The 25,531-nt window shown below is 38.7% G+C and carries 29 protein-coding genes; 1 reads left to right on the forward strand and 28 read right to left on the reverse strand.

Annotated features, from left to right (window positions below):
- Window positions 1-4 precede the first annotated feature (4 nt).
- The 21 genes from murA to AB1K81_RS08155 form a co-directional block, all read right to left on the reverse strand.
- Window positions 5-1,315 (reverse strand): UDP-N-acetylglucosamine 1-carboxyvinyltransferase, encoded by a 1,311-nt coding sequence (gene murA / locus AB1K81_RS08055; protein WP_412976148.1) that lies wholly within the window; start codon window positions 1,313-1,315, stop codon window positions 5-7.
- Window positions 1,316-1,349: 34 nt separating this feature from the next.
- The gene (locus AB1K81_RS08060; RefSeq protein WP_412976149.1) at window positions 1,350-2,063 is read right to left on the reverse strand and encodes a YwmB family TATA-box binding protein; all 714 of its coding nucleotides are present in this window, start codon (window positions 2,061-2,063) and stop codon (window positions 1,350-1,352) included.
- Window positions 2,064-2,161: 98 nt separating this feature from the next.
- On the reverse strand, window positions 2,162-2,392 hold the full coding sequence (locus tag AB1K81_RS08065; RefSeq protein ID WP_412976150.1) for a DUF1146 family protein: 231 nt from the start codon (window positions 2,390-2,392) through the stop codon (window positions 2,162-2,164).
- A 310-nt stretch (window positions 2,393-2,702) separates the two neighbouring features.
- Window positions 2,703-3,101 carry a F0F1 ATP synthase subunit epsilon gene (locus tag AB1K81_RS08070; RefSeq protein ID WP_339213154.1) on the reverse strand — a complete coding sequence of 133 codons (399 nt, stop codon included), beginning with the start codon at window positions 3,099-3,101 and terminating at the stop codon, window positions 2,703-2,705.
- A 51-nt stretch (window positions 3,102-3,152) separates the two neighbouring features.
- Window positions 3,153-4,556: a F0F1 ATP synthase subunit beta gene (atpD, locus tag AB1K81_RS08075; RefSeq protein WP_339213153.1), complete on the reverse strand. Its 1,404-nt coding sequence runs from the start codon at window positions 4,554-4,556 to the stop codon at window positions 3,153-3,155.
- Window positions 4,557-4,587: 31 nt separating this feature from the next.
- Entirely contained in the window at window positions 4,588-5,442 is an 855-nt protein-coding gene (gene atpG, locus AB1K81_RS08080; protein WP_186868334.1) for an ATP synthase F1 subunit gamma, read from the reverse strand.
- A 101-nt stretch (window positions 5,443-5,543) separates the two neighbouring features.
- Window positions 5,544-7,055 carry a F0F1 ATP synthase subunit alpha gene (gene atpA, locus AB1K81_RS08085; RefSeq protein ID WP_339213149.1) on the reverse strand — a complete coding sequence of 504 codons (1,512 nt, stop codon included), beginning with the start codon at window positions 7,053-7,055 and terminating at the stop codon, window positions 5,544-5,546.
- A gap of 18 nt (window positions 7,056-7,073) precedes the next feature.
- The gene (locus AB1K81_RS08090) at window positions 7,074-7,619 is read right to left on the reverse strand and encodes a F0F1 ATP synthase subunit delta (protein WP_339213147.1); all 546 of its coding nucleotides are present in this window, start codon (window positions 7,617-7,619) and stop codon (window positions 7,074-7,076) included.
- Complete coding sequence (gene atpF, locus AB1K81_RS08095; protein ID WP_412976839.1) at window positions 7,616-8,131, reverse strand: F0F1 ATP synthase subunit B; 516 nt, start codon at window positions 8,129-8,131, stop codon at window positions 7,616-7,618. Before atpF ends, AB1K81_RS08090 begins: the two co-directional genes overlap by 4 nt.
- A gap of 128 nt (window positions 8,132-8,259) precedes the next feature.
- Window positions 8,260-8,475: a F0F1 ATP synthase subunit C gene (atpE, locus tag AB1K81_RS08100; RefSeq protein ID WP_412976151.1), complete on the reverse strand. Its 216-nt coding sequence runs from the start codon at window positions 8,473-8,475 to the stop codon at window positions 8,260-8,262.
- Window positions 8,476-8,567: 92 nt separating this feature from the next.
- Window positions 8,568-9,290, reverse strand: coding sequence for a F0F1 ATP synthase subunit A (gene atpB / locus AB1K81_RS08105; RefSeq protein ID WP_412976152.1), 723 nt, complete (start codon window positions 9,288-9,290; stop codon window positions 8,568-8,570).
- 17 nt (window positions 9,291-9,307) lie between these two features.
- Complete coding sequence (locus tag AB1K81_RS08110) at window positions 9,308-9,682, reverse strand: ATP synthase subunit I (protein ID WP_412976153.1); 375 nt, start codon at window positions 9,680-9,682, stop codon at window positions 9,308-9,310.
- 3 nt (window positions 9,683-9,685) lie between these two features.
- On the reverse strand, window positions 9,686-9,904 hold the full coding sequence (locus AB1K81_RS08115) for an AtpZ/AtpI family protein (RefSeq protein WP_412976154.1): 219 nt from the start codon (window positions 9,902-9,904) through the stop codon (window positions 9,686-9,688).
- A gap of 395 nt (window positions 9,905-10,299) precedes the next feature.
- Window positions 10,300-12,498, reverse strand: coding sequence for a S8 family serine peptidase (locus AB1K81_RS08120; protein WP_412976155.1), 2,199 nt, complete (start codon window positions 12,496-12,498; stop codon window positions 10,300-10,302).
- A gap of 94 nt (window positions 12,499-12,592) precedes the next feature.
- On the reverse strand, window positions 12,593-13,708 hold the full coding sequence (wecB, locus tag AB1K81_RS08125) for a non-hydrolyzing UDP-N-acetylglucosamine 2-epimerase (protein WP_412976156.1): 1,116 nt from the start codon (window positions 13,706-13,708) through the stop codon (window positions 12,593-12,595).
- Window positions 13,709-13,730: 22 nt separating this feature from the next.
- Window positions 13,731-14,360: a uracil phosphoribosyltransferase gene (gene upp / locus AB1K81_RS08130; protein WP_412976157.1), complete on the reverse strand. Its 630-nt coding sequence runs from the start codon at window positions 14,358-14,360 to the stop codon at window positions 13,731-13,733.
- Window positions 14,361-14,934: 574 nt separating this feature from the next.
- A complete protein-coding gene (glyA, locus tag AB1K81_RS08135; RefSeq protein WP_412976158.1) occupies window positions 14,935-16,170 on the reverse strand; it encodes a serine hydroxymethyltransferase in 1,236 nt (411 codons plus the stop codon).
- Window positions 16,171-16,198: 28 nt separating this feature from the next.
- Window positions 16,199-16,774, reverse strand: coding sequence for a TIGR01440 family protein (locus tag AB1K81_RS08140; RefSeq protein WP_412976159.1), 576 nt, complete (start codon window positions 16,772-16,774; stop codon window positions 16,199-16,201).
- Window positions 16,775-16,826: 52 nt separating this feature from the next.
- Complete coding sequence (gene rpiB / locus AB1K81_RS08145; RefSeq protein ID WP_412976160.1) at window positions 16,827-17,273, reverse strand: ribose 5-phosphate isomerase B; 447 nt, start codon at window positions 17,271-17,273, stop codon at window positions 16,827-16,829.
- 26 nt (window positions 17,274-17,299) lie between these two features.
- A complete protein-coding gene (locus tag AB1K81_RS08150; protein ID WP_412976161.1) occupies window positions 17,300-18,592 on the reverse strand; it encodes a methyl-accepting chemotaxis protein in 1,293 nt (430 codons plus the stop codon).
- A 31-nt stretch (window positions 18,593-18,623) separates the two neighbouring features.
- A complete protein-coding gene (locus tag AB1K81_RS08155) occupies window positions 18,624-19,223 on the reverse strand; it encodes a low molecular weight protein arginine phosphatase (RefSeq protein ID WP_412976162.1) in 600 nt (199 codons plus the stop codon).
- Between the two features lie 344 nt (window positions 19,224-19,567).
- On the opposite strand from AB1K81_RS08155, the gene AB1K81_RS08160 reads away from it, so the two are divergent.
- Entirely contained in the window at window positions 19,568-19,762 is a 195-nt protein-coding gene (locus tag AB1K81_RS08160; RefSeq protein ID WP_412976163.1) for a DUF2187 family protein, read from the forward strand.
- A 50-nt stretch (window positions 19,763-19,812) separates the two neighbouring features.
- Here AB1K81_RS08160 and AB1K81_RS08165 read toward each other — a convergent pair whose 3' ends face one another.
- From AB1K81_RS08165 to prfA, 7 genes are all read right to left on the reverse strand, one after another.
- On the reverse strand, window positions 19,813-20,349 hold the full coding sequence (locus tag AB1K81_RS08165; protein WP_412976164.1) for a manganese efflux pump MntP: 537 nt from the start codon (window positions 20,347-20,349) through the stop codon (window positions 19,813-19,815).
- Window positions 20,350-20,513: 164 nt separating this feature from the next.
- Complete coding sequence (locus tag AB1K81_RS08170; protein ID WP_412976165.1) at window positions 20,514-21,545, reverse strand: L-threonylcarbamoyladenylate synthase; 1,032 nt, start codon at window positions 21,543-21,545, stop codon at window positions 20,514-20,516.
- A gap of 226 nt (window positions 21,546-21,771) precedes the next feature.
- Window positions 21,772-22,173, reverse strand: coding sequence for a GNAT family N-acetyltransferase (locus AB1K81_RS08175; RefSeq protein ID WP_412976166.1), 402 nt, complete (start codon window positions 22,171-22,173; stop codon window positions 21,772-21,774).
- Between the two features lie 86 nt (window positions 22,174-22,259).
- Window positions 22,260-22,859: a stage II sporulation protein R gene (gene spoIIR / locus AB1K81_RS08180; RefSeq protein ID WP_412976167.1), complete on the reverse strand. Its 600-nt coding sequence runs from the start codon at window positions 22,857-22,859 to the stop codon at window positions 22,260-22,262.
- Window positions 22,860-23,007: 148 nt separating this feature from the next.
- On the reverse strand, window positions 23,008-23,478 hold the full coding sequence (locus AB1K81_RS08185) for a GNAT family N-acetyltransferase (protein WP_412976168.1): 471 nt from the start codon (window positions 23,476-23,478) through the stop codon (window positions 23,008-23,010).
- 92 nt (window positions 23,479-23,570) lie between these two features.
- Window positions 23,571-24,428 (reverse strand): peptide chain release factor N(5)-glutamine methyltransferase, encoded by an 858-nt coding sequence (gene prmC, locus AB1K81_RS08190; protein ID WP_412976169.1) that lies wholly within the window; start codon window positions 24,426-24,428, stop codon window positions 23,571-23,573.
- A gap of 1 nt (window position 24,429) precedes the next feature.
- Window positions 24,430-25,500, reverse strand: a complete 1,071-nt coding sequence (gene prfA / locus AB1K81_RS08195) for a peptide chain release factor 1 (RefSeq protein ID WP_412976170.1) — start codon at window positions 25,498-25,500, stop codon at window positions 24,430-24,432.
- Window positions 25,501-25,531 lie beyond the last annotated feature (31 nt).

Raw genomic sequence — 25,531 nt, forward strand, 5'->3', positions numbered from 1 at the left:
TTTATTATGACAATTCGGCTACATAGTCAATTTCGTATGGGTTAACAATGTCGCCATCTTCATTTACTCGTTCGATGTCTGCACCAAGGCTAGCTAGTTTACCGGCAAAGTTTACATAGCCACGATCTAAATGTTTTAGTTCGGTAACTCTTGTTAATCCATTTGCACGAAGGCCAGCAAGAATTAATGCAGCTGCTGCACGTAGGTCTGTCGCAGCGACTTCTGCACCTTGAAGTTCAGAAGGTCCGTCAATGATCACACTACGGCCTTCAATTTTCATTTTTGCATTCATACGGCGGAATTCTTCCACATGCATGAAGCGATTTTCAAATACTGTCTCGGTAATTACACTAGTTCCGTGTGCACATAACATTAATGCCATCATTTGTGATTGCATATCGGTTGGGAATCCTGGATGTGGTAATGTTTTAATATCAGTTGCTTGAAGAATATCTGGACCGATTACGCGGATTCCTTCTCCTTCTTCAATTATAGTTGCTCCCATTTCCTCCAACTTGGAGATAAGTGGACGTAAATGTTCACTAACTGCATTTTGAATTAAAACATTTCCTCCAGTAATCGCTGCTGCAACCATAAAGGTACCAGCCTCAATACGGTCAGGAATAATAGAATGCACTGCTCCTTGAAGTGATTCAACACCATCAATACGAATCGTTTCAGTTCCTGCACCTACAACGCGTGCACCCATTTTATTTAAGAAATTGGCTAAATCTACAATTTCTGGTTCTTTTGCAGCATTCTCAATGAAGGTTCTTCCTTCAGCTAAAGTAGCTGCCATCATAATATTTTCCGTTGCACCAACACTTGGTACATCAAGATATATTTTAGCCCCTTGAAGTCTTCCGTCAACCTCAACTTCAACAAATCCATTCCCAACATGAACTCTTGCACCCATTGCTTCAAAGCCTTTAAGATGTAAATCAATAGGACGTGAGCCAATTGCACATCCACCAGGCATTGCTACATTTGCATGACCGAAACGTGCTAATAATGGACCTAAAACAAGAACAGAAGCACGCATTTTACGGACATACTCAAATGGCGCTTCCGTTTTTAATTCCTGTGAAGCATCTACTATCACTTTATTATCTTTAAATTGAACATCTGCATTCATATTTCGTATTACTTCATTAATTGTATAAACATCAGCTAGAACTGGGACATCATGAATTACGCTACTGCCCTCACTAGCAAGAATACTCGCAGCAATTACGGGTAACACGGCATTTTTCGCACCCTCTACACTTACATTACCATTCAATTGCTGTCCGCCTCTTACGATGATTTTATCCATATTCCAAATCTCCTTCAGATCCAATTTCCCTATATTAATATTCATTTATTAGGATAGGTGTTCCAATCGTAAATTGGACATCACCACTAGCAAGTGTTTTCGTAACGAATTGTACGTTAACTGGCTTATCCTGAATGGCAATTTTCTGACCCCATAATGAGGTATACCCATATATATATTCTACATTTTTTGTCGATTTTAATGTGTCGTACTGTGTCTTTTTATAATGTAATTTAAAGTTTTTCGTAAAATTATCAACGATGTCATCTTTTTCAATTATAGCATCCGCTCTAGTAGTCATACAAGAAAATATTTTAACGTTTTTAGAAAAATATTTCCCAGTATAACTAGACACAAGCTTATTATATGTAGCTTCCACGTCTGGAGTCCAACTGTTACCATTAATTACTACTACTAACTCTGACTTATAACGCTTATCCTTTGGGAAAATTACATTATACTTTACGTTGATTGTACCCTTTTTGTGTGTGTCTTTAACTAAATAGATAATACTGTTTTTATTTTCTTGTCTTGTGACTGTATGACTAGTACTTAATCCCTTTACGATTTCTTGAAGCTCATTAGTTTCGATATATTCTTTCATTGTTACTTCCCATCCATCAATCTTTAGGTCGTTTTGTAACATAAAATTTGCTATATCCACTAATTCGTTTTGATGCAATTGTTTTGCTAAGGCAGTATTCGTAATACATAATATCATGAGACAAATAGCTAAAGCTCTTTTCATAACAAATCCCCCTTGTTCAACTTATCAACAGTATGAACAAGAGAGAAAAATATCATACATTATATTTCATAGTTTAATAGATTTAACCTTTTCTTTAGCTACAGAAGATATGATAGGTCAAGTGACCATTGTAAAAACTCAAGGAAAAATCTACTTACGCCAGTCCCAATTACGATGGTTATAAAAAGGATCAGAATTTTTGCTTCCATGCCTCTTCCTTTTCGGATTAATGGTTCAAAATTAATCGTCTGAATGAGCCGCCATGTAATATAGATAAATATGATATGTGAGATAATGCTCATCATTGCTAATTGTCCTATTGATAACATAAAAACCACCTTATATTCATTGTCTCTCTTAAGAAGATGCCATGTAACGCCTAAATTGTCAAATGGATTGAAGGTATATTTCTTCGACAAGATTTGGATAGGAAATATTTAATTTTCGCATTTCCCGGGAAATATCGACATGGATGATGAAGATTGTTTTATTTTTAGGTTGGAAATGAACTTTGATGTCTAATGTAGAACACTCACAACCCGTATACATTTCGTCTCACTTTTAGTTAAAAGAACCTCGAATTCTTTCCATAAGAAAAACCACACACAATAGTGCGAGGTTCTTCACGTACAATATTTATTATCTTTGAGCAACGTCCAATCGGTTCGCTGCTCTTCTGAGTGCTAATTCTGCCCTTACTCGATCGATATGATCTTCTTTTGATTGAAGACGGCGTTCTGCACGTTCTTTTGCTGCTTGAGCACGTGCAACATCAATATCTTGAGGTCTCTCTGCAGATTGAGCAAGAATTGTTACTTTATCTGGACGAACCTCTAAAAATCCACCGTTAATAGCTAGCTTGTCTTCACCTGAATCACGTTTAAGGCGAACGCCTGAGATTGCAAGTGGAGCAACCAATGGAATATGCCCTGGTAAAATACCGAGTTCACCATTTTCTGCTTTACAGCTAACCATTTCATACGTATCTTCTAAAACAGGGCCATCAGGAGTAACAACACTCACAGTTAGTGTTTTCAATGTAACCCCTCCTAGAGACTTACGGGGGATAATCCCCCTTTAGCCTACATATTATTCCATGCTTTTCGCTTTTTCAACTACTTCTTCAATACGACCAACTAGACGGAACGCATCCTCAGGAAGGTCATCATATTTACCTTCTAAAATCTCTTTAAATCCTTTTACAGTTTCTTTTACTGGTACATATGATCCTGGTTGACCAGTAAACTGTTCTGCAACGTGGAAGTTCTGTGATAAGAAGAACTGGATACGACGTGCACGAGCAACCGTTAATTTATCATCATCTGATAATTCATCCATACCTAGGATAGCGATGATATCTTGTAATTCACGGTACTTTTGCAGTGTAGCCTGTACTTCACGTGCAACTTCGTAATGCTCTTGGCCAACAATTTCAGGGTCAAGGGCACGAGATGTTGATGCAAGTGGATCCACCGCAGGATAGATACCTTGCTCAGAAAGTTTACGATCAAGGTTTGTTGTTGCATCTAAGTGAGCGAATGTTGTAGCTGGAGCCGGGTCAGTATAGTCATCGGCTGGTACGTAAATCGCTTGGATCGATGTAACAGAACCTTTATTAGTAGATGTAATACGTTCTTGTAATTGACCCATTTCTGTAGCAAGTGTTGGTTGGTAACCAACGGCAGATGGCATACGGCCAAGTAGGGCTGATACCTCTGAACCTGCTTGTGTGAAACGGAAGATGTTATCGATGAATAATAGTACGTCTGCACCTTGTTCATCACGGAAGTATTCCGCCATTGTAAGACCAGTTAACGCAACACGCATACGTGCACCTGGTGGTTCGTTCATTTGTCCGAATACCATGGCAGTTTTTGCGATAACGCCCGAGTCTTTCATTTCATAGTAAAGGTCGTTTCCTTCACGAGTACGCTCTCCTACACCAGCGAATACGGAGATACCACCATGCTCTTGAGCGATGTTGTTGATTAATTCCTGGATTAATACGGTTTTACCTACACCGGCACCACCGAATAAACCGATTTTACCACCTTTAATATAAGGTGCTAATAAGTCAACTACCTTGATTCCAGTTTCTAGAATCTCTGTTTCAGTAGATAGTTCTTCAAATTTAGGAGCAGGACGGTGAATTGGATCTAAACGGATTCCTTCTGGAAGATCTGGATCCAAGTCAATTTTATCTCCTAATACGTTAAATACACGTCCTAATGTTACTTCACCGACTGGTACAGAAATCGGTCTACCTAAGTTCTCGACTTCCATTCCACGTTTAAGACCATCTGTTGATGCCATCGCAATGGTACGAACAGAATTGTCACCTAGATGAAGAGCAACTTCTAGTGTTAACGTTCCACCACCATTTGCTTCTTCAAGTTGGACTGTTAATGCGTTATAAATTTCAGGAAGCTTGTCGTCATCAAATCTTACGTCAACGACTGGTCCCATTACTTGAGTAACGTGTCCTTTGCTCATCGATTTCCCTCCTAACTTACTTTCCTTAAGACTATTCTAGGGCGCTTGCTCCACCAATAATCTCGGTAATTTCCTGTGTGATTGCTGCTTGGCGAGCACGGTTGTAAGACAAGGATAAATCATCGATTAAATCAGATGCGTTATCACTTGCACTACGCATTGCCGTCATACGTGCAGCATGTTCACTTGCTTTTGCATCCAGTAATGCACCATAGATTAAACTTTCAGCGTACTGTGGTAAGAGCACTGCTAAAATTTCTTCTTCACCTGGTTCATATTCGTACTGGCTGCTAGATCCAGCAGTATTCATATTTTCTATTGGCAATAGCTGATTCGTTGTAACAACTTGAGATATTGCACTTACATAATGGTTGTAGATGATTACTAACTTATCAATTTCTTCATCACTGTACATTTGTACGGTTTCAGAAGCAATCTCTTTAATGAATGCAAATGACGGCTGATCTGGAAGACCAATAATACTTTTAGCCATTGGAAGATTGCGCTTCTTACAGAAGTCAACTGCCATTCGTCCGATTGCAATAATCGTATATTCATCAGAAGATTTGTGATTTTGTTGAATTGTATTGTTTAAATTACGTAAAATGTTCGCATTATACGCACCTGCTAAACCACTATCCGCAGTGATGGCAATATAACCCGTCTTTTTCACTTCACGTGTTTGTAGCATCGGATGAGTTGCATCGGTATTTTTAGCAATGTTTGCTACAACCTCTTGCATCTTTTCACTATAAGGAACAAATTTCTTCGCATTTTGCTCTGCTTTGTTCATTTTAGCTGCCGATACCATTTCCATCGCTTTGGTGATTTTTTTCATTTTCGTAGTTGAATCAATACGCTTTTTAATATCTCTAAGTGATGCCAAGCTCTTTCACCACCCTTTCGTAGGCAGAGTGCAGGAGGTAAAAAGCTTAAACGTTTCGGTAAACCCCTAAGCTTTTTACTCTTCACTCTTAAAGGTATTTATTAATTGTCAGATGTGATAAATGTCTTTTTAAATGCTTCAATTGCACTGTTTAAATCTTCTGTTTCTGGTAGGTTACCAGTGTCGCGAATTGTAGCAAGTAACTCTGGTTTATTAGAATCTAACCACACATTGAATTCAGACTCAAAACGAGTAATATCTTCAACTGGGATATCATCTAAGAAGCCTTTTGTTAGTGCGTAGATAATCATGACTTGATATTCTACTTTAAGTGGCTTATGTAAGCCCTGTTTTAATACTTCTACTGTACGTGCACCACGGTTAAGCTTTGCTTGTGTTGCCTTATCAAGGTCAGAACCGAACTGTGCAAATGCTTCTAGTTCACGGAATGAAGCTAAGTCAAGACGTAATGTACCTGCTACGCTCTTCATTGCCTTGATTTGTGCGGAAGTACCAACACGTGATACAGAAAGACCTGGGTTAATCGCTGGACGTACTCCAGAGAAGAATAGGTCAGATTGTAAGAAAATTTGTCCATCTGTGATGGAGATTACGTTTGTTGGAATGTATGCAGAGATATCGCCTGCTTGTGTTTCAACAAATGGAAGTGCAGTTAGTGAACCAGCACCAAGTGCGTCACTAAGTTTCGCTGCACGCTCTAGTAAACGTGAGTGTAAGTAGAATACATCCCCTGGGAATGCTTCACGACCTGGAGGACGACGAAGTAATAGGGAAAGCTCACGATATGCTGATGCTTGTTTAGATAAGTCATCATATACAACAAGTACATGCTTACCATTGTACATGAATTCTTCACCCATTGTTACACCTGCATATGGTGCTAGGTATAATAATGGAGCTGGGTCAGATGCACCTGCAGCTACAACAATTGTGTAGTCTAATGCACCATAACGGCGGAATGTTTCCACTGTTCCACGAACAGTTGATTCTTTTTGACCAATGGCAACATAGATACAGATCATGTCTTGGTCTTTTTGGTTAAGGATCGTGTCAACTGCAACAGTTGTTTTACCAGTTTGACGGTCCCCAATGATAAGCTCACGTTGTCCACGTCCGATTGGTACTAATGCATCAATCGCCTTAATACCAGTTTGTAATGGCTCATGAACGGATTTACGATCCATTACCCCTGGAGCAGGAGATTCGATTGGACGAGTTTTCGTCGTTTCGATTGGTTTACCACCATCAATGGCTTGCCCTAATGGGTTAACAACACGACCAATTAGCTCCTCACCAACTGGTACTTGCATGATACGTCCTGTGCGACGAACTTCATCGCCTTCTTTAATTTCTGTGTAAGGGCCTAGGATAACGATACCGACGTTAGACTCTTCTAAGTTCTGAGCCATACCCATTACACCATTCGAGAATTCAACAAGCTCTCCAGACATGACATTGTCAAGACCGTGAGCACGTGCGATACCGTCACCAATTTCAATAACTGTTCCGACATCACTTACTTCAATATCTGAATCGAAATTTTCGATTTGCTGTTTTATCAGTTTACTGATTTCTTCAGCTTTGATGCTCATACCATTTCACCCCTATCATCAAATGTTCGCAAGTTTAATGTTTTGCTCAATACGGCGTAATTTACCACTGATTGTTCCATCATAAATCGTATTACCCATACGGATTTTAACGCCACCAACCAAGTGTGGGTCTACTACGTTTTCAAGCTTGACCACTGATTTGTTTAAACGTTTGGCAAATGAGTTTTCAAGCTCCGTTTTTTCCGCATCCGATAACTCACGAACAGAATATACTTTTCCTTGCGCAACGCCGCTAGCTTCGTTAACAAGCGATTCGTACGTATCTACAACGTCAGAGATCCCACTTACTCGATGACGTTCAACAAGAAGCTTTAATGTATTTAGTACATCTGTAGAAACTCCCTTGAACACTTCATCTAAGAAGGCACGCTTTTTATCATTTGTAACACGTGGATGTGCTAAAAATGCTTGTAATTCCCTGTTCTCATTGAATACTTGTCTTACAACACGCAACTCTTCTAACACTTCATTAAGTGTTGCTTTTTCGCTTGCGAGTTGGAAAAGAGCATCTGCATAACGTTTGGCAACTACTGCTTCACTCATCGCTCTTCTCCTACCTCTTTAATGTATTCGTTGATCAACTTCTCTTGATCTTGTGCACTTAATTCTTTCTCAATTACTTTACTTGCAATAAGAACAGATAAGGACGCAACTTGATCTTGAAGTGCTTGTAGTGCTTTTTCTTTTTCGTTTTGAATTTCTTCTTGTGCTGCTTTTTTGATGCGTTCTGCTTCGTGTCTAGCAGCTTCGATAATATCTTGCTCCTGCTTCACACCTGCATTTTTAGCATCTTCAATTATTTTTTGTGCTTCTAATTTCGTTTGTTTTAACTGCTCAGTTGCTTCTTTTGCTGCCTTTTCAGCCTCTAGACGGCTTTGTTCTGCAGCTTCGATTTCACTTGCTACATATTCTTCACGCTTTTTCATCATGTTCATTACTGGTCCCCAAGCAAACTTGCGGAGTAAAAGTAATAATACTGCGAAGAAAAAGAGCTGTACTAACATGTCTCCAACATGAAATCCACCAAGCGATGCGTATATAGTGAATCCTTGCACTTTATTCACTCCTTTCAACCTGATTCATACATTCAATGTTCTATTAAAAACTAATCATTTCAATACTCAGGTAAAAACAACGGCGAAGTTTTATGGGAAAATCTTCGCCATTTTCTATTAACTATTAATTAGCTACCCATTACCATTAATGCGATAACTACTGCGATGATAGGCATTGCCTCTACTAGACCTACACCGATGAACATTGTAGTTTGAAGTTGACCTTTAAGCTCAGGTTGACGAGCGATCCCTTCAACTGTTTTACTTACGATTAAACCGTTACCAATACCTGCACCAAGTGCGGCTAAACCTACTGCTATTGCTGCTGCTAATGCTCCTGTCATAATATAAAATCCTCCTTAGAATATAAATATAATTTTTTAATAATAATTTCCGGTTTTAACAGATTACTATTAAAACTGGTTAATTAAAGAGTTTAATGTTCTTCACTTACTTTATGCGAAATGTATACCATCGCAAGCATTGTGAAGATGAATGCTTGGATACCTCCGATAAATACAGAGAATCCTTGCCATGCTAAGAATGGAATTGCTCCACCTAAGAATCCCCAAACTCCGTTAGCAGTTAAACCAACAAGTAATGCTAGTAATACTTCACCGGCATAAAGGTTACCGAATAGACGAAGACCTAACGTTAATGTGTTAGAAAACTCCTCGATAATCTTAATTGGGAATAGTGGCCATAGTGGTTGGAAATATGATTTAACATATTCTCTTCCACCACGTAGTTTGATTCCATAAAAATGTGATAGAATAATTACCATTGCTGCTAATGTTAGGGTAATACCTGGATCAGCTGTTGGTGATTTCCACCAAACTTCATGATTATATACTCCATTTGTAATAACACCTAGCATATTACCAACTAAAATGTAAGAAAATAGTGTCAATGCTAATGGTAAGAATAGCTTACCTGTTTTCCAATCCATAGTATCGTTTACGATTCCTTTAACGAAATCGAGAATCCATTCCATGACATTTTGTGCACCAGTCGGTTTCATTTGTAACTTTCTAGCACCAAGCACGGAAAGAATAAATACTATTAAGGATGTTACAATTATCATAAATACGTTCGACAAATTGAAATCAAGCCAGCTAATTCCAAAGACGTCGTGTACTATCGGCGCCCCATGATCCATACTTATTCACCCCTCTTTCAAGCGCTGTCCTTATTTTTGTACATCATAAAATCTATCATAATGACCAAATAAGAAGTCATTAATCCAATTATTACAGCAATCACATGAAAGTATTCTTCATAGCGTAGTGCTATGATGATTGCTAACGCAACTGCGGCAAACCTTGATATTGTACCTAGTCCTCGTGCCTTCTCTTTTTTCGCTATTGCTTCTGTAAATTCGATTGATTTCTTTTGTAAAAGGTATAGATTGTAGAAACTAATGGCACTTCCTAATAGAAGCCCGAGGAAAATACGTAAATAAGGAGTAAATCCTGCCCCAAGTACGAGAATTGCTAGAAGGTAAAACATCCACTTTCGCTGACGGGCATATTGTATTTTGATGTTGGTCATTCCCTACTCTTCTCCCGCTTCCGTGAATTTATTTACAGATTGAACCATTCCATAGATTCCCGCAAGTAGTCCTAGTAAGAGTCCAATTATCATAAAAATTGGTTTTGTAGATAGTAGTTTATCAACATACATACCTAGGAAAATCCCAAGAATCGTCCCACCTGCTAAACTAGCAGAAACCGTACTTACTAATACAATTGCCAGATGTGGTTTCTTCCCCATCCTGTCCACTCCTATTCCAGAGTTTTTCGGGGAGTTAATTTTTTGGAGGGGCTTTTATCAACATATCCATATGTAAGCAAAAAAAATTTGACCTAGTCAAGATATATTGATGAAAACCTTATCATTCCACACTAAGTCAGTTTACCTTAGCCAACCTTCTCTTGTCAATCGGTTTCCTTGGAATTTTGACATTTTTCATACATTCCAATTTTTGTATTGGAGATGGATGTTTTGAAGGTTTGTGAATGAGGTGCTTCAGTTTTATTATATCTGAATTAAGGTATATATTTGGTGACAGTTTTGTGAACATGAGCCACGTTTTTGTTCATTTTCATGGTGATTTCATGTAAAGTTCAATACCTGCAATCTAATCACCTCATTCACAAATTCCTTCACTACAAACCTGGTCCAATAATCAATTCTGTTTCATAGCTTTCAAAACTACCATCTTCTAGCTGTACGGTGATGACTGCTAAGTATCTACCTGGTTCGCCTAGGTCTCTCTTCTTTAGATAGCCTTCATTCATCCCGATTTGCATATCGTCCATTTTAATTAGAGTTCGGTCATAAATTAATGTTGTTGGATTGTATAACTCTACGGATACATTTCTTGTTTCTTCGGTCACATATAATCGGTAGACAAATTCGTCATCTGAAAATGGTTTTAATGTGAATTCAAACCCAGTTGCTTTTGGATAATCTGCCGTTTCATTGATAAACAAATATGGGAGATGATACGTTTCACCTTCTGATGTTAATTCCAGCCATCCTTGGTGGATTCCTTTTTCAACTTGCGGAGATGTAATGCTTAGCTCTACCGGTATTTCTACTTTCTCCCCTGCTTCAACTGAAAAAGACATGGGTAGATCCCAGCTTAATCCTTGTTGTTTCTTCGGTATATGAAAGTAATATTCCCGCTCATTCTTTGATGTGTTTTCAATCGTTAGTGTTATCGTTTCTGATTTCCGATAATCGTTTACTTTTCCAAAAGACAAGGATGGATTGTAAATAATCGTTGGTGTTTCGATAGCCCGCTTCGGATTTATTTTCCCGGTACCCTGCTCGATTGGGTCAACTGGTTTTCCAGTTTTATCCTCTATCCTTAGTGCTGTCGTTTTTAATGCACCAAAAATTTGTTCATTCGTCCACTTTGGTTTTGCTTCCTTCATTAATGCAATGACCCCTGCAACATGTGGTGCTGCCATTGATGTTCCTTGTAGTGGCATATATCCACCTGGAACGGTACTTAAAATATTCGTTCCTGGGGCGAGGACGTCGGGCTTAATTTCCCAATTAACTGTTACAGGCCCTCTCGAACTAAAAGAGGCAATTCCACTATCTGTATGTTCATAAATTGTATCGATATAAGGATATTTCTCTTTTTTTGCAAAGTCACGTAGCCACTTGCCATCTTCTTTCGATACCGACACTACCGGAATTTGAATTTGTTCCTCCCGACCGGAAATCGCTCCTTGAAAGGCTCCTTCTTCATTGTTATAAATAATAACCCCAATAGCTCCCTTTTCTTCTGCTTTCTTCGCTAAATCATAAAAAGGAATGTCCTCGCGTGGAATTAATGCTATTTTCCCTTTTAGTTCCTTTTCATCTTTAAGCGCGATTTCATAGTCTAAGGAAAAATCCCATGGATTAGAGCCTATCATCGAAGTAAGTGGTATTTTTTTACCTGAGAGAGTGTCATATAGCATCGGAATCGTTTGTGAATTAGCAAAAGCTCCTACGGCAAGTGCATTGGTTGCTGTTGCTGGAGCTCCTACTGTCCAATTATCTGGTCCACTATTTCCGTTAGCGATGACTACTGCTATTCCAAAATCGGCTGCGCGATTTACCGCAATACTTGTCGGATAATCTGGTCCATTTACAGAATTTCCGAGGGACAGATTAATTACGTCGACACCATCCTTCACCGCTTGCTCCATTGCGGCAATTACTTGTATCGATGTCCCACTTCCACCTGGCCCTAGTGCTCGGTAGGAGCGAATCTCTGCATTTGGAGCGACGCCTTTTAAATTTCCATTTGCCGCTATAATGCCTGCTACATGACTGCCATGGTTCGTAGGCATCCCTTCTGTTTCTAACGTTTCCATTGGATCTTCGTCTAAGTCTACTAAATCATAACCACCAGTATAATTAATCTTCAAATCTGGATGATTATAATCTATCCCGGTATCTACTACACCTACCGTTATTCCTTTACCGGTATATGAAGTGTTATTCAATGTAGAAGGGAGAACGATTTCTGGGCTGTTTTTCACGATATCCTCAATAGATTCAAATGGTTTTTCAGCTTGTGTTGTCTGGTAAGTTTGGACCGTATGTACGGCTTTAACGAAATCTAACGTCCCCATTTTTTCCAGGTCATCAGGAGAACCTTGTAATGCTAAGCCATTAAATAGTTTGTTATAAGTTGCTATAACATGAATATACGGATGATATGTTTCTAAGTACTGCTTATGTTCAAGCGGATCTCCTTCTACTTCGATAATAATAGACTGCTCTTTATCAATTGCTAAACTTTCATTAGGAATCAACATGATGGAAATGACCAGCGCAATGGTTAATACTAGATATCGCATTCAATCCCTCCTTATCGTTAGCATTTGTAAAAATCGGGTGATTGATACATCAGATAGACAAAGAGACTCCCAACGTTTGGAAGTCTCTTTTGAGTTACTTATTAAAGTATCCTATAATCGCATCAGCAATTCTACGTGATGCTTCCCCATCTCCATACGGATTAGAAGCCTTAGCCATTTTGTCATGGGCTTCATGGTCAGATAAAAGCTCATCTGCAAGACTAAAAATCGTATCTTCATCCGTTCCAGCAAGCTTTAACGTCCCTGCCTCTATCCCTTCAGGTCGCTCAGTCGTATCACGTAACACTAGTACTGGTACACCTAAAGATGGTGCTTCCTCTTGAACACCGCCAGAGTCAGTTAGAATTAAATGAGCTCGCGAAGCAAAGTTATGGAAATCAACTACATCAAGTGGTTCTATTAATTGAATCCGGTCATCATTCCCTAAAATCTCATTTGCTGTTTGGCGAACAACTGGATTTAAGTGAACGGGATAAACTACTTGAATATCTCGATGTTTTTCCACTAAGCGCTTTATTGCCCGGAACATTTGCTGCATATTTCCCCCTTGATTCTCCCTACGATGAGCTGTCATTAGCACAAGTCGCTTACCATTAAGGGCATCCAGGATAGGGTGTTGATAATTTTCATCAACTGTTGTTTTTAATGCATCAATTGCCGTGTTACCCGTAACAAAGATTTTTTCCTCTGGTTTGTTTTCATCTAGGAGGTTTTGCCTAGATTTCTCCGTCGGGGAAAAATGTAAATCCGCCATTACTCCCGTTAGCTGTCGATTCATTTCCTCGGGGTATGGGGAGTACTTATTCCATGTACGAAGACCTGCTTCCACATGGCCGACTGCAATTTGGTTATAGTAGGCTGCAAGGGACGCAGCAAATGTTGTGCTCGTATCACCGTGAACTAAGACGATATCTGGGCTTGTCTTTTTCATCACTTCGTCTAGCCCTTCTAGAGCACGAGTTGTTATTTGCGCAAGTGTCTGGTTTTGTTTCATAATGTTCAGATCAAAATCCGGTGTGATGTTAAAAATCTCTAAGACTTGATCAAGCATTTCACGATGTTGAGCCGTTACTGTAACGATTGGCTCAAATTCATCAACTCGCTTTTTCAATTCGAGAACAAGTGGTGCCATTTTAATTGCTTCTGGCCTTGTCCCAAAAATTGTCATAACTTTGATGCGTTTTGGCAACTGTATCCACTCCAACTATATATTATTTTGTACCAAATAAACGGTCACCAGCATCGCCAAGGCCTGGTACGATGTAGGCATGATCATCTAATTTTTCATCAAGGGCTGCAAGATAAATATCTACGTCTGGATGTGCTTCTTTAATCACTTCCACTCCCTCTGGGGCTGCGATTAAGCACATTAGGCGAATGTTTTTCGCTCCACGCTTTTTAAGTGATTCAATGGCATCATTTGCGGAACCACCAGTTGCTAACATTGGATCTATAACAATGAGTTCACGCTCTTCAATGTCAGAAGGTAATTTTATGTAATATTCAACAGGCTTTAATGTTTCTGGATCACGATATAACCCAACATGGCCAACCTTTGCAGCAGGAATTAATTTTAGCATTCCGTCCACCATTCCTAGTCCTGCACGTAAAATCGGCACTAAACCAATTTTTTTACCAGCTAACACTTTTGTTTTTGTTGTTGTTACTGGCGTTTCAATTGTCGTTTCTTCTAGTGGTAGATCACGGGTTATTTCAAACGCCATTAACATAGCAACCTCATCCACTAATTCACGAAATTCCTTCGTACCTGTATTTCTGTCACGAATAAATGATAATTTATGTTGGATCAACGGATGATCTAGAACATGTACATTTCCCATTTGGCGACCACTCCTTCAAGTTTTAATTATATCTTTAAAATTGTACTGAAAATCAGTTGGTTATTCAAGGTAAAGGTTGGAATTGTTAACAAGATGTCATAGAATCTGGTTTGAGGTTCGACAAGAAATGTTCTGGATGTGCCTTTTTCATTTTTGCATGTGACCTCTATAACTCAGCTTGTGCCCTTTTTCCTTTTGCATGTGACCACTATAACTCAGCTTGTGCCCTTTTTCCTTTTGCATGTGACCACTATAACTCAGCTTGTGCCCTTTTTCCTTTTACACGTGACCACTATAACTCAGCTTGTGCCCCTTTCTCTTCTACATGTGACCTTTCACTCAGCTTGTGCCTTTTTCATTTTTACATGTGACCACTATACAACAGCTTGTGCCCTTTTCCTTTTACATGTGACCACTTTCATCCAGCTTGTGCCCTTTTTCCTTTTGCATGCGACCTTTTCTCTTTTACATGTGACCTCTATCACCCAACATGCGCCCTTTCTGAATATTCATGTGACCGGAGCTCCAACCAAACCACCCAAAAAAGAGGACACCCTAAGGTATCCTCTAACGTTTAAGCATATAATGGTGACTTCTCTGTTAATGCTAATACTCGTTCCGCTGCTTCTTTTAATACGGCTTCATCTTCATGGTTCTTTAATGTCATTGAAATAATTGCTGCGATTTCACGCATTTCATCTTCTTTAAAACCACGTGTAGTAACAGCTGGTGTTCCGATACGGATACCGCTTGTTACAAATGGACTTGCTGTATCGAATGGAATGGTGTTTTTGTTAACGGTGATTCCAATCTCATCTAGCACGTGTTCTGCAACTTTACCGGTGATACCAAGTGGTGTTACATCAAGTAATAATAAATGGTTATCTGTTCCGCCTGAAACGACACGGATTCCCTCTTTTACTAACGCTTCACCTAGCGCTTTAGCATTAAGGATGATTTGCTTGCAGTACACTTTAAAATCATCGGCTAGTGCTTCTTTAAATGCTGTCGCTTTTGCTGCGATAATGTGCATTAATGGTCCACCTTGCATTCCTGGGAATACTGCTTTATCGATTTTCTTTGCAAATTCTTCTTTACAAAGAATCATACCACCACGTGGTCCACGTAATGTTTTATGGGTTGTTGTTGTAACAAAATCAGCGTATGGTACTGGGTTTGGGTGTAATCCAGCTGCAACAAGGCCTGCAATATGAGCCATATCAACCATTAAATATGCACCAACCTCATCCGCAATTTCCCGGAATTTAGCAAAATCGATCGTGCGTGAATAGGCACTAGCTCCTGCTACGATTAATTTGGGCTTTACTTCTTTTGCCTTTTCTAATACAACATCATAATTAAGCTGTTCTGTTTGTTGATCAACACCATAGTCTACGAAATTGTACAATGTACCACTGAAGTTAACAGGGCTACCATGTGTTAAGTGTCCACCATGGCTTAGGTTCATTCCAAGCACCGTATCACCTGGCTCAAGAATAGAAAAATAAACAGCCATATTCGCTTGTGCTCCAGAATGAGGTTGTACGTTAGCATGTTCTGCACCGAACAATTCTTTTGCACGGTTACGAGCTAGATTTTCTACCACATCAACATGCTCACAGCCTCCATAATAGCGTTTGTCTGGATATCCTTCTGCATATTTATTTGTTAAAACAGAACCCATTGCTTCCATGACCGCTTCAGATACAAAGTTTTCAGATGCAATCAGTTCGATTTTTGTTTGTTGACGTTTCTTTTCTGCTTCCATTGCTTCGAATAATTCCATATCTGTCTGCTTTAAATGTTCCATTGGTAAAATCCTCCCTGTTTTGACTGTATTATGTACAAGAATTTGTATCATTTACAACATCGTAAACTGCTCGCACACCGCCTATTAGTTTCGGACGGGTTTTTGCAGTGTTTACTCTTGCTGATCCAATGTAGCGCTGTTTTAGTCGGATAGGTACCGCTACATGTTTTAAATGCATACCAATCATCGTTTCCCCAATATCAATACCAGCATGTGCCTTAATGTGTTCCACTACTACCGGAGCTTCCATATGTTTATAAGCAAAAGAAGCCATAGAGCCACCTGCTTTTGGAACTGGAACGACGGATACTTCTTCTAAGTGATATTTTTCCGCTGTTTCCCGTTCGACGACAAGGGCACGGTTTAAGTGTTCACAGCATTGAAACGCTAGATGGATTCCTGTTTTCTTTTGTAAGTCTTTTAGCCCTGAAAACAGTACAGCAGCAATATCCTCACTACCTGCCGTTCCAATATGTTGACCTGCTACTTCACTCGTTGAACAGCCAACAACAAACATGGTGTCTTTCTTAAGATACGCTGCTTGTTCTAGCTCTGCTACAACCGCTTGCAAATCACGTTGTATTTCCTTAAGTTGTTCCTGCATACATATCACCTAACCTAATACGAGACGAAGGAAAAACCCTTCGTCCCATTCATTAAAAATTTTTATCTTCGTAGGCTTTAATTTTGTTCAGACGATTTTCATGTCGTCCACCTTCAAAATCGGTTTCTAGCCATGCTTTTGTAATTTCTCTAGCAAGTCCAGGACCTAGTACACGCTCACCCATTGCAATCATATTGGCATCATTATGCATACGAGTTAGTTTTGCACTATATACATCAGAAAGGAGTGCACAGCGAATTCCTTTTACTTTATTCGCTGAAATAGACATCCCAATTCCTGTTCCACAAACGAGAATTCCACGATCAAACTCGCCATTTGCTACACGTTCTGCGGCTGGAAGAGCATAATCAGGATAGTCTACAGATGTTTCACATGAGCAACCGATATCCTCATATTCGATACCCATTTCTTCTAATAAGTTCTTCACTTCATTTCGAATAGTCATCCCTGCATGGTCACCTGAGATAATAACTTTCATTCTATTAGCTCCTTTTCTAGGTTGTGTTAGTTTACTTTAAATTTTTGGATCTGTTTGTTTAACCCTTTTGCTTGTTCTTCTAAATCATGTACTAATTTATCTACTTTAACAATAGTTGCTGCTTGTTCATGAATAGAAGCATTTACTTCTTCTGCTCCTGCTGATGTTTCTTCTGCAATTGCTGCAACCTCTTGAGATTGGGAAGCAGTTGCTTGAATAGAAGCTAACTGTTTGTTTACGATTTCTAAAATAGCTTCGATTTCGTTTGCAACTTCTAAAGCTGAACCAGACATTTGCTCAATTGAAGCATTTGTCGTTACACCACTATCCGCTTCTTTCATCGCTAACTCTACATTTTCATTTATCTTCTTCACTACTCGATTCACATCATCTTGGATCGCGGTAATTAGTTCAGAAATACGCTGAACCGCTTGAGCACTTTGGTCAGCTAGCTTACGGATTTCTTCTGCAACAACAGCAAATCCTTTACCATGTTCTCCTGCTCTTGCCGCTTCTATGGACGCGTTTAACGCAAGTAAGTTCGTTTGCTCGGCAATTTCACCTACCATAGTAATAATTGACTCCACCTGAAGAGCATTTTCCTTCAAATGATCCACGTCTTTCAAGGATAATTCTTGATCATTAGCCAGCTTTTGAATGCCTTCTACTAATTGGTTAACGACTTTCTTACTATTATTTAATGTATCAAGCATGGTAATAGATTTTTCACGTGATTGACCAGCTTTTTCTTGAACATGTTCAGCTAACGTAGATGCTTCTTCAACTGCCTCCACCGTTTGTTGAATTGCTTCTGATGAATTTTCGGCACCTTTCGAAATATCATCTACTGATGCACTAATTTGTTCAGAATGCTGTGACACTAAACTGGAAGCTTCACGAAGCTGGATAACAGATTCATTCGTATTTTTGAAATGTGTATCTATATTATGTACCATTTCCTGCAAATTTGTTAACATCGTGTTAAATGAGGTACTAAGTGCACGGATTTCATCATCTGATTTTGGAATATCAACTTCTTGATTCAAGTTTCCATCTGCCACTTTTGATGCAACTTGTGCTAAACGATTTAATGGCTTCGTGATAAAACGAGCTGCTAAGTAAGCTAAAATTCCTGACCAGATAATACCTAATGATAACGTAATTATCGTGTAGACTTCCATGGAAACTTGCCAAAATTCCGTTACGTAATCATATAGAAAATAAAGGAAAAAAGCACTAGTCGTGTACGTTATGATTGCTAAAATAGTGGTAAATAGGACAAGTTTAATCCTTAGCCCAAAGCGATATTTTTTGTTCATCTCGTAATCCCCCAGATTTTTTTGTCTATTATTATATTTTTTTAATTAATAACGAAATGTAGTCCTCTAATTCTTCCAATGTTTTCTGGTATGTGCTTAAATCCCCTCCGAACGGATCAGATATATCATAATTAATTAAACTACTTTCTAGCTGATTAATTTTTTCTATATCTGGTTGAAGATGTCTTTTTAATTCTTCTTCTAATTGGCTAGAACTCATTTTTTGTTTATTTTGTTGAACAAATTGGGAACGCTTTAACTCATAATCTGCATAAAGCGATTTTAATTCGTCCCATACCTTTTTATCGGCTTCAGATACGAATTCTTTCAATGTAAAATACTTGTCCTGAAATTCCGGAAATTGCATCATTAAAGACTGCTTGTGCCCCGTTGTCATCGTTAACACGACATCTGCCCAATTTAGAAGCTTTTCTTCAACAGGCTGAGACTGATGATTTAAGATGATTCCTTTATTCTCAAGTGCAACGATTGCATTTTGACTGGCACGTTGATTTTTTGCTGCAAAAATACCTGCCGATTTTACTTCAACATCTGGCAGCTTACTCTTTAATAGAGCTTCTGCCATCGGACTACGGCACGTATTCCCTGTACAAACAAACAAAATCTTCATGAAAGGTCCTCCAATTCCAGGCAAGATGATGTTTCTACCTAAAATATAACATAGAATAAAGGGAGTTGACAGAAAAAGAATAAATGAATATTTCGAATTACGAAAGGTAGTACCTATGACAAATTACCTAGTTAAATTTGAGTAAATTGTCAAAAAATGATATAAAAGTATGGAAATTATATACTAATAGTATTACTATTAACATAATAAATTTAATACCTAAGATAATATTTATCTATACGCACACTAAACATGTCACTTTTCACTACATATTCATAGTAATTTTTTTATAGAATATAAAGAAGTCTCATTTAGGTATTATCCTTTGGGAGGGGTTTAATTTTATGAAGAAAACTGAAACAGCGAGTATTGGAGATACAGTTCTTTTTGACAGAAGAAACGGGCAGTATGAAGGAAAAGTATTTCAAGTAAGGGAAAATAGCGTTTTAGTAGAATTATCAAAGGATGCCGCAAAAATATTAGGCTATGAAATGCCTAACACGGTAGTGAGACATGGAAGATACAGTATTATTTCTTAAATAAAATTGATTAAAGAACGGACCCTCAGTTTTTAGGGTCCGTTTTGCTTTTAAAATATAATATATAATCCAAATCCACAGAGTATACTGCCTCCTAATATTTCACTATAAGCACCTAATACTCCATGTACTTTTCTTCCGATTATCATCCCCGCCCAAGTGAGAACCATGCTTGCCGCACCGAATAAGCAAATGGTGAGAACTGTTTTTACTCCAGATAGTCCAAGGCTTAATCCAACAGAAAAACTATCAATACTAACGCTTAAAGCGAATATGATTAGACCAAGTCCTGCTGTTTGCACCACTTTTCCTTCTTCATGATTAAATGCAGAAAAAAGCATATGTGCACCGATCCCAAATAACAAAAGGCCACCAGCTAATGTCGTCCATCCCCCAGTTTGGGTCGAGATTAACTGACCCCCAACTATTCCGAGAAATGGCATAATCATATGAAAAAGGCCAATGACAATGCCAATAAACGCAATTCTTTTTAATCTAATTCTCTGCATCCCCAAGCCTAGGCTAACAGAAAAAGCATCCATCCCAATTGCAATTGCCATAATGAATATAGATATAATTTCTCCCATGAATAATCCCCCTTGGACATGCTTTTACACTATATGCTTTGATTGAGGGGATTATGATTGATTTGGATGGGGTGATCGTTTTGTGATTATAGTTGATAGCAAATAGTATTCGGTTGATACACTAGTCCCTCTAATAATCATAAAAAAAGAGCAACCATAATTGGTCACTCCTCTATATAGCGACTAGCCGCTTTACGTAATCGGTTCATGATAGCTTGTCCGATACCGTGTTCAGGGTATGTATCACATAAAATGATATCCACTTCGGCTTTTCTAAACTTTCGTAAACCATCGTAAAGGTTTGCTGCAACATCTTCAGGTGTTTCACCAAGAGAGATAGCATACTCTACGTTCATTTTCTCTAATGTATTGCGATTAGCTAGCACTCCGACACGCTTACCACCTGTCACTAGCTCATTATACACATCTTGTATTTTCTCACTTCCACCTGCAACTAACCACATTGGCACTTCTGGTGCATAATGTGTATACTTCATTCCCGGTGCTTTTGGTGTTATTCTTTCATCCTCACCAGACAAGGCTGGATCGAATGATACCATTTCCACAACCTCTTCCAACTCTTCCTTAGATATTCCACCCGGTCTTAGGATAATGGGGATATCTTGTGTACAATCAATTACGGTCGATTCAACACCAACTCCTGTAGCTCCACCATCCACAACCCCGGCAATTTTCCCAGCAAGGTCCTCCCAAACATGGTCAGCTGTTGTTGGGCTTGGTTTACCAGAAGTATTTGCACTAGGTGCGGCAATTGGTATATTACAATTCTTCAAAAGGGAAAGGGCTACTGGATGGCTCGGAATCCTGACCCCCACTGTCTGTAAGCCAGCGGTCACATTTTCAGCACACGTTCCATTACTTTTCAACACATATGTGATAGGGCCTGGAGAAAAGTGATCAATTAATCTGTATACATAGTCCGGAATATCCTCCACTAAATTGATTAATTGTTCCTTTGTCGCCACATGGGCAATTAACGGGTTATCTTGCGGACGGCCTTTTGCTTGGAAAATTTTCTCCACTGCTTTTTCATTCGTTGCATCTGCACCTAACCCGTAAACGGTCTCTGTTGGAAAGGCAACTGTGTTACCATCCATTAGAAGTTGTGCTGCTTCTTTTATCATCGCTTCATTATTTTTACTTTTTATGACGTTCCAACGTTTTGTATCATTCATAAATACTACCTCTTTTCCTTTCCCCATTTTATCTAAATGAAGAAGGATTCGCAAAAAATTATGTTATCCACAAACAAAAAAGAAAACCCACGTCGTTATCCACAGGTTTTCTAAACAAACGTTTATTTAAATCACCTTATCCACAGTTAATCCACCAGAATTTGATTTATCGACAGTTTTTTCACAACTTGTTCACAAGAGCTTGTGGATTATGTGCATAATTTCATTAAGAAACTTCGTATGCCCACCAATTGCCTTTTCTCTGGTCCAATTTCAGCATACCAGACACTTCTTTATCTGGACGAAATTGCATTGCACCAAGTAATATATCCACAACCGGTTGGTGACTATGTACATATACCTTTTTTGCTTCCTTTGTTTTTGCTAAGACAATAATCGTTTCTAATAGAACTGGAAGTTTTTGTGCCTCTTCTTTTGCAATATACAATTGTTTCAGCCAGAACATACCATCTTCCACTGTTGACAAAACAAAGCATCCTTTAATTTCATTGCCAATCTCTACTACATAACCGTCTTTTAATAGACTTTCTTTGTTTACTTGATCTGTCGTACTTAAAAACTCATCCATTTTATCTTTCGGAACATCACTTGCGATAAATAATTTCATTCCTACACCCCTACTATAATAGAATTTTTTAGAACGATATTTAGTAGAATCTCGCTTTTCTATCATTTTATGCATGAGGTGATGACTTATGACAATCCGAGCCATTCAAATAGAAAAAACTTAATCTTTAGCCCTCTATCTTGTTCCACTTCATCTTCAAAGCCACCAGAACTTGCTTCTGCGACACTAATTCCATTGGCAAAGTCTAAAAAGCATAAGGGCGGAAAAAGTACACACCACCAATTGGCTCCTTCTCCTTCCCCAATTGTTATAAGAATGGCTTCATATTCACCAGCAGGATAAAGATAATTACCATACACTTTCGTTGGAAAGCTTACACTATCATTGTATTCCACATCGAAGTCACGATCTTCTCCTTCTTCTTCTAGCGTTTGTTTAACTATCTCACTTATTTCCGGAATCCTACTTTCTAATAAAGCTCTTGCTTTGTCTATATCCTCAATTTCTGCAACCCATTCTGTTATTTGAGCATTGACTTTATCTCGCACAACTCGCTTAATTTGCTGATCAGCTTCCTTATCACTATTGGCCAAAATGCGTAAGCGAATCGCATCATCCGGTATTACTTGATAATCATCAAAATTCCCCTCATTGCCCTCGCCATATACAGGTAAAGATATTGCGATTATAATTAAAACGATTAAAATAAGTACAAATTTTTTCATCACAATCCGTCCCCCACTTTTTGATTTAATCACAGTATGGACAGATGCGATGATATTTAAACTAGTAATCTAGTATTTTTTATATAATGTTATAGATTGGTACATGGAGTAGGTATGCAAAGATGATTATTTAGAGCATTCATTGTGATTACAGCTTCATACTCATAATCCACTGCTCACCAATTGGTCCCATTTTCCTTTTCCCTGTATCTTGAAAGCCAATGTTTAAATATAGCTGTTGTGCGGCAATGTTTTTGTGATTAACCGCCAATACAATCTCATTACAATTAGGAAATTCAGTGGTTACAAAATCTTTTAGTAATAACATAGCTTGTTTGGCATAGCCTTTTCCTTGTTCAACCCGATTGATAGAAAAGGAAGTTAATAGCATTGCCTTTGAATTAGATGAGTACTCCTTTACTCGTTCGGTTGCGTGTAGCAAAAAGAATCCTACTGGTACTAAATTGTTCAGAATTACAACCCGGTGCTGTCCTTCTGTTACTTCTATGTATTTACGTGGTAATGCTGTAAATTGTAATTGCTCATCAGGTAATTGAAAAGTGCTTAACGCCTCTATGTATTCCTTAGTATAATGGCTTAGTTTAATTGAATTGTCCAAGGCTAAATCTCCTCCTTATTTAAAGGATAATACAGGAACATACGTTTGTAAATATGGTATTTTAAAACCAGTCAATAGTGATCGACTGGTTTTTATAATGACAGATTTTTAGCGGAAACGATTCTATCTTTCCCGTTTATATCCTTTATCACAGATACACTACTATGAGGAAAAGTCCACTTGATTAGCCCTTTAACGGCATCACCCTGTAAATGGCCAATTTCAAAAGCGACGCTTCCTCCGGTTACGACCGTGTTAGGAAGTTGAGATACGATTTTTTTATATGCAATAAGCCCATTATCTTCTGCAAAAAGAGCTAATTCCGGGTCGTAGTTGACTACGGTGTCTGAAAGCTCTGCTCTTTCCTCTTCAGAAATATATGGAGGATTAGAGACTACGATGTCTGCTTGCAAGCCTTGATTGATAAACGGTTCTAAAAAATCTCCTTTTAAGAACGTGACATCGGCTTGTAAACTTTTCGCATTTTTCTTCGCCATCATCAGTGCCTCTTCTGAAATATCAATAGCATAAACCTTCGCATTCGGTAGTTCCAACGCCAACGTAATAGCAATGATTCCGCTACCTGTCCCAACATCTACAATGGTAATCGGTCTATCTTTTGGCGCATGGTTTATGACATGTAGAACGAGCTCCTCCGTCTCTGGACGCGGGATTAAAACATGATGATTAACGGAAAATTTTCTTCCATAAAACATTTCATATCCAGTTAAATGTTGGATTGGAACTCCTGTTTCGGCATGCATTTTTATATCCTTTTCGAATTTTTCCACGATATGCTCTGGAACTTCGTCACGCATTTGGGCAAAGTATTGTGTCCTCGTCACATTCAAATGGTGCTGCAATAGCAACTCCGCAACACGAGTTTCCCGGTTGTTTTTTTCTAAAAAAAGAGAAGCCCACTGAAGGACTTCGTATTGTTTTTTGGTCATGTTATTCACCAATTTGTTCTAATTTTTTTGCTTGTTCTTCCATGATTAAGGCATCAATGACTTCATCAAGCTTACCTTCTAAAATTTGATCAAGCTTTTGAATGGTTAGTCCAATACGGTGGTCTGTCACACGGTTTTGCGGGAAGTTATATGTTCGAATACGCTCCGAACGGTCCCCAGTACCAACTGCCGATTTACGGTTTTCATCAATTTCTGCCTGTGCTTCTTGTTGAAACTTATCATACACACGGGCACGAAGAATCTTCATCGCTTTTTCTTTGTTTTTAATTTGTGATTTTTCATCCTGCATAGAAACAACGATTCCAGTAGGTAAGTGGGTTAAACGAACAGCAGACATCGTCGTGTTAACACTTTGCCCTCCAGGTCCACTAGATGCAAATGTATCGACACGAATATCTTTCTCATGAATTTCTACTTCTACTTCCTCTGCTTCTGGAAGTACGGCTACAGTTGCAGTTGACGTATGGATACGGCCCCCTGATTCGGTTTCTGGAACACGTTGCACACGGTGGGCACCATTTTCATATTTTAGCTTGGAATAAGCGCCATTCCCTTTAACCATGAAAATGATTTCTTTATAGCCACCGACACCTGTCGTATGAGCTTCCATTACTTCCGTTTTCCAGCCTTGGCTTTCTACATAGCGGCTATACATACGGTAAAGGTCCCCAGCAAATAACGCAGCCTCATCTCCTCCTGCTGCACCACGAATTTCCACGAACACATCCTTATCATCATTCGGGTCCTTCGGTAAAAGGAGAATCTTCATTCTTTCTTCTAACTCTACTTTTGATTCGGATAGCTCTGCGATTTCGGATTTAACCATTGCATACATCTCTTGGTCCAAATCATCTTCTAGCATTTCCTTTGCATCTTTTAATTGTTCCGTTACATCTTTATATTCACGATAAGCTTGCACGACATCTTCCAGTCCCGCTTGCTCCTTCGAATAATCACGCAACTTTTTCGTATCACTAATAACTTCTGGATCACTTAATAACTCATTTAATTTATTATAACGATCTTCCAATGATTGCAAACGATCTATCATCACGGTCACCTCACTCAGATTAACATTATAA

It is taken from the genome of Ornithinibacillus jepli (genome assembly GCF_047228935.1).
Lineage (GTDB): Bacteria > Bacillota > Bacilli > Bacillales > Amphibacillaceae > Ornithinibacillus.

What these genes read in the sequence shown, in the direction of transcription:
- AB1K81_RS08060 (WP_412976149.1), bottom strand. Translation starts at nt 2,063, where the DNA reads ATGAAAAGAGCTTTAGCTATTTGTCTCATGATATTATGTATTACGAAT.
- AB1K81_RS08090 (WP_339213147.1), bottom strand. Translation starts at nt 7,619, where the DNA reads ATGAGTGAAGCAGTAGTTGCCAAACGTTATGCAGATGCTCTTTTCCAA.
- upp (WP_412976157.1), bottom strand. Translation starts at nt 14,360, where the DNA reads ATGGGAAATGTACATGTTCTAGATCATCCGTTGATCCAACATAAATTA.
- AB1K81_RS08160 (WP_412976163.1), top strand. Translation starts at nt 19,568, where the DNA reads ATGAAGAAAACTGAAACAGCGAGTATTGGAGATACAGTTCTTTTTGAC.
- murA (WP_412976148.1), bottom strand. Translation starts at nt 1,315, where the DNA reads ATGGATAAAATCATCGTAAGAGGCGGACAGCAATTGAATGGTAATGTA.
- AB1K81_RS08170 (WP_412976165.1), bottom strand. Translation starts at nt 21,545, where the DNA reads ATGAATGATACAAAACGTTGGAACGTCATAAAAAGTAAAAATAATGAA.
- AB1K81_RS08150 (WP_412976161.1), bottom strand. Translation starts at nt 18,592, where the DNA reads ATGAACAAAAAATATCGCTTTGGGCTAAGGATTAAACTTGTCCTATTT.
- atpB (WP_412976152.1), bottom strand. Translation starts at nt 9,290, where the DNA reads ATGGATCATGGGGCGCCGATAGTACACGACGTCTTTGGAATTAGCTGG.
- atpA (WP_339213149.1), bottom strand. Translation starts at nt 7,055, where the DNA reads ATGAGCATCAAAGCTGAAGAAATCAGTAAACTGATAAAACAGCAAATC.
- AB1K81_RS08110 (WP_412976153.1), bottom strand. Translation starts at nt 9,682, where the DNA reads ATGACCAACATCAAAATACAATATGCCCGTCAGCGAAAGTGGATGTTT.
- AB1K81_RS08155 (WP_412976162.1), bottom strand. Translation starts at nt 19,223, where the DNA reads ATGAAGATTTTGTTTGTTTGTACAGGGAATACGTGCCGTAGTCCGATG.
- spoIIR (WP_412976167.1), bottom strand. Translation starts at nt 22,859, where the DNA reads ATGAAAAAATTTGTACTTATTTTAATCGTTTTAATTATAATCGCAATA.
- AB1K81_RS08115 (WP_412976154.1), bottom strand. Translation starts at nt 9,904, where the DNA reads ATGGGGAAGAAACCACATCTGGCAATTGTATTAGTAAGTACGGTTTCT.
- AB1K81_RS08165 (WP_412976164.1), bottom strand. Translation starts at nt 20,349, where the DNA reads ATGGGAGAAATTATATCTATATTCATTATGGCAATTGCAATTGGGATG.
- AB1K81_RS08140 (WP_412976159.1), bottom strand. Translation starts at nt 16,774, where the DNA reads ATGCAGGAACAACTTAAGGAAATACAACGTGATTTGCAAGCGGTTGTA.
- rpiB (WP_412976160.1), bottom strand. Translation starts at nt 17,273, where the DNA reads ATGAAAGTTATTATCTCAGGTGACCATGCAGGGATGACTATTCGAAAT.
- AB1K81_RS08175 (WP_412976166.1), bottom strand. Translation starts at nt 22,173, where the DNA reads ATGAAATTATTTATCGCAAGTGATGTTCCGAAAGATAAAATGGATGAG.
- glyA (WP_412976158.1), bottom strand. Translation starts at nt 16,170, where the DNA reads ATGGAACATTTAAAGCAGACAGATATGGAATTATTCGAAGCAATGGAA.
- prmC (WP_412976169.1), bottom strand. Translation starts at nt 24,428, where the DNA reads ATGACCAAAAAACAATACGAAGTCCTTCAGTGGGCTTCTCTTTTTTTA.
- prfA (WP_412976170.1), bottom strand. Translation starts at nt 25,500, where the DNA reads ATGATAGATCGTTTGCAATCATTGGAAGATCGTTATAATAAATTAAAT.
- atpE (WP_412976151.1), bottom strand. Translation starts at nt 8,475, where the DNA reads ATGACAGGAGCATTAGCAGCAGCAATAGCAGTAGGTTTAGCCGCACTT.
- AB1K81_RS08120 (WP_412976155.1), bottom strand. Translation starts at nt 12,498, where the DNA reads ATGCGATATCTAGTATTAACCATTGCGCTGGTCATTTCCATCATGTTG.
- AB1K81_RS08065 (WP_412976150.1), bottom strand. Translation starts at nt 2,392, where the DNA reads ATGTTATCAATAGGACAATTAGCAATGATGAGCATTATCTCACATATC.
- atpD (WP_339213153.1), bottom strand. Translation starts at nt 4,556, where the DNA reads ATGAGCAAAGGACACGTTACTCAAGTAATGGGACCAGTCGTTGACGTA.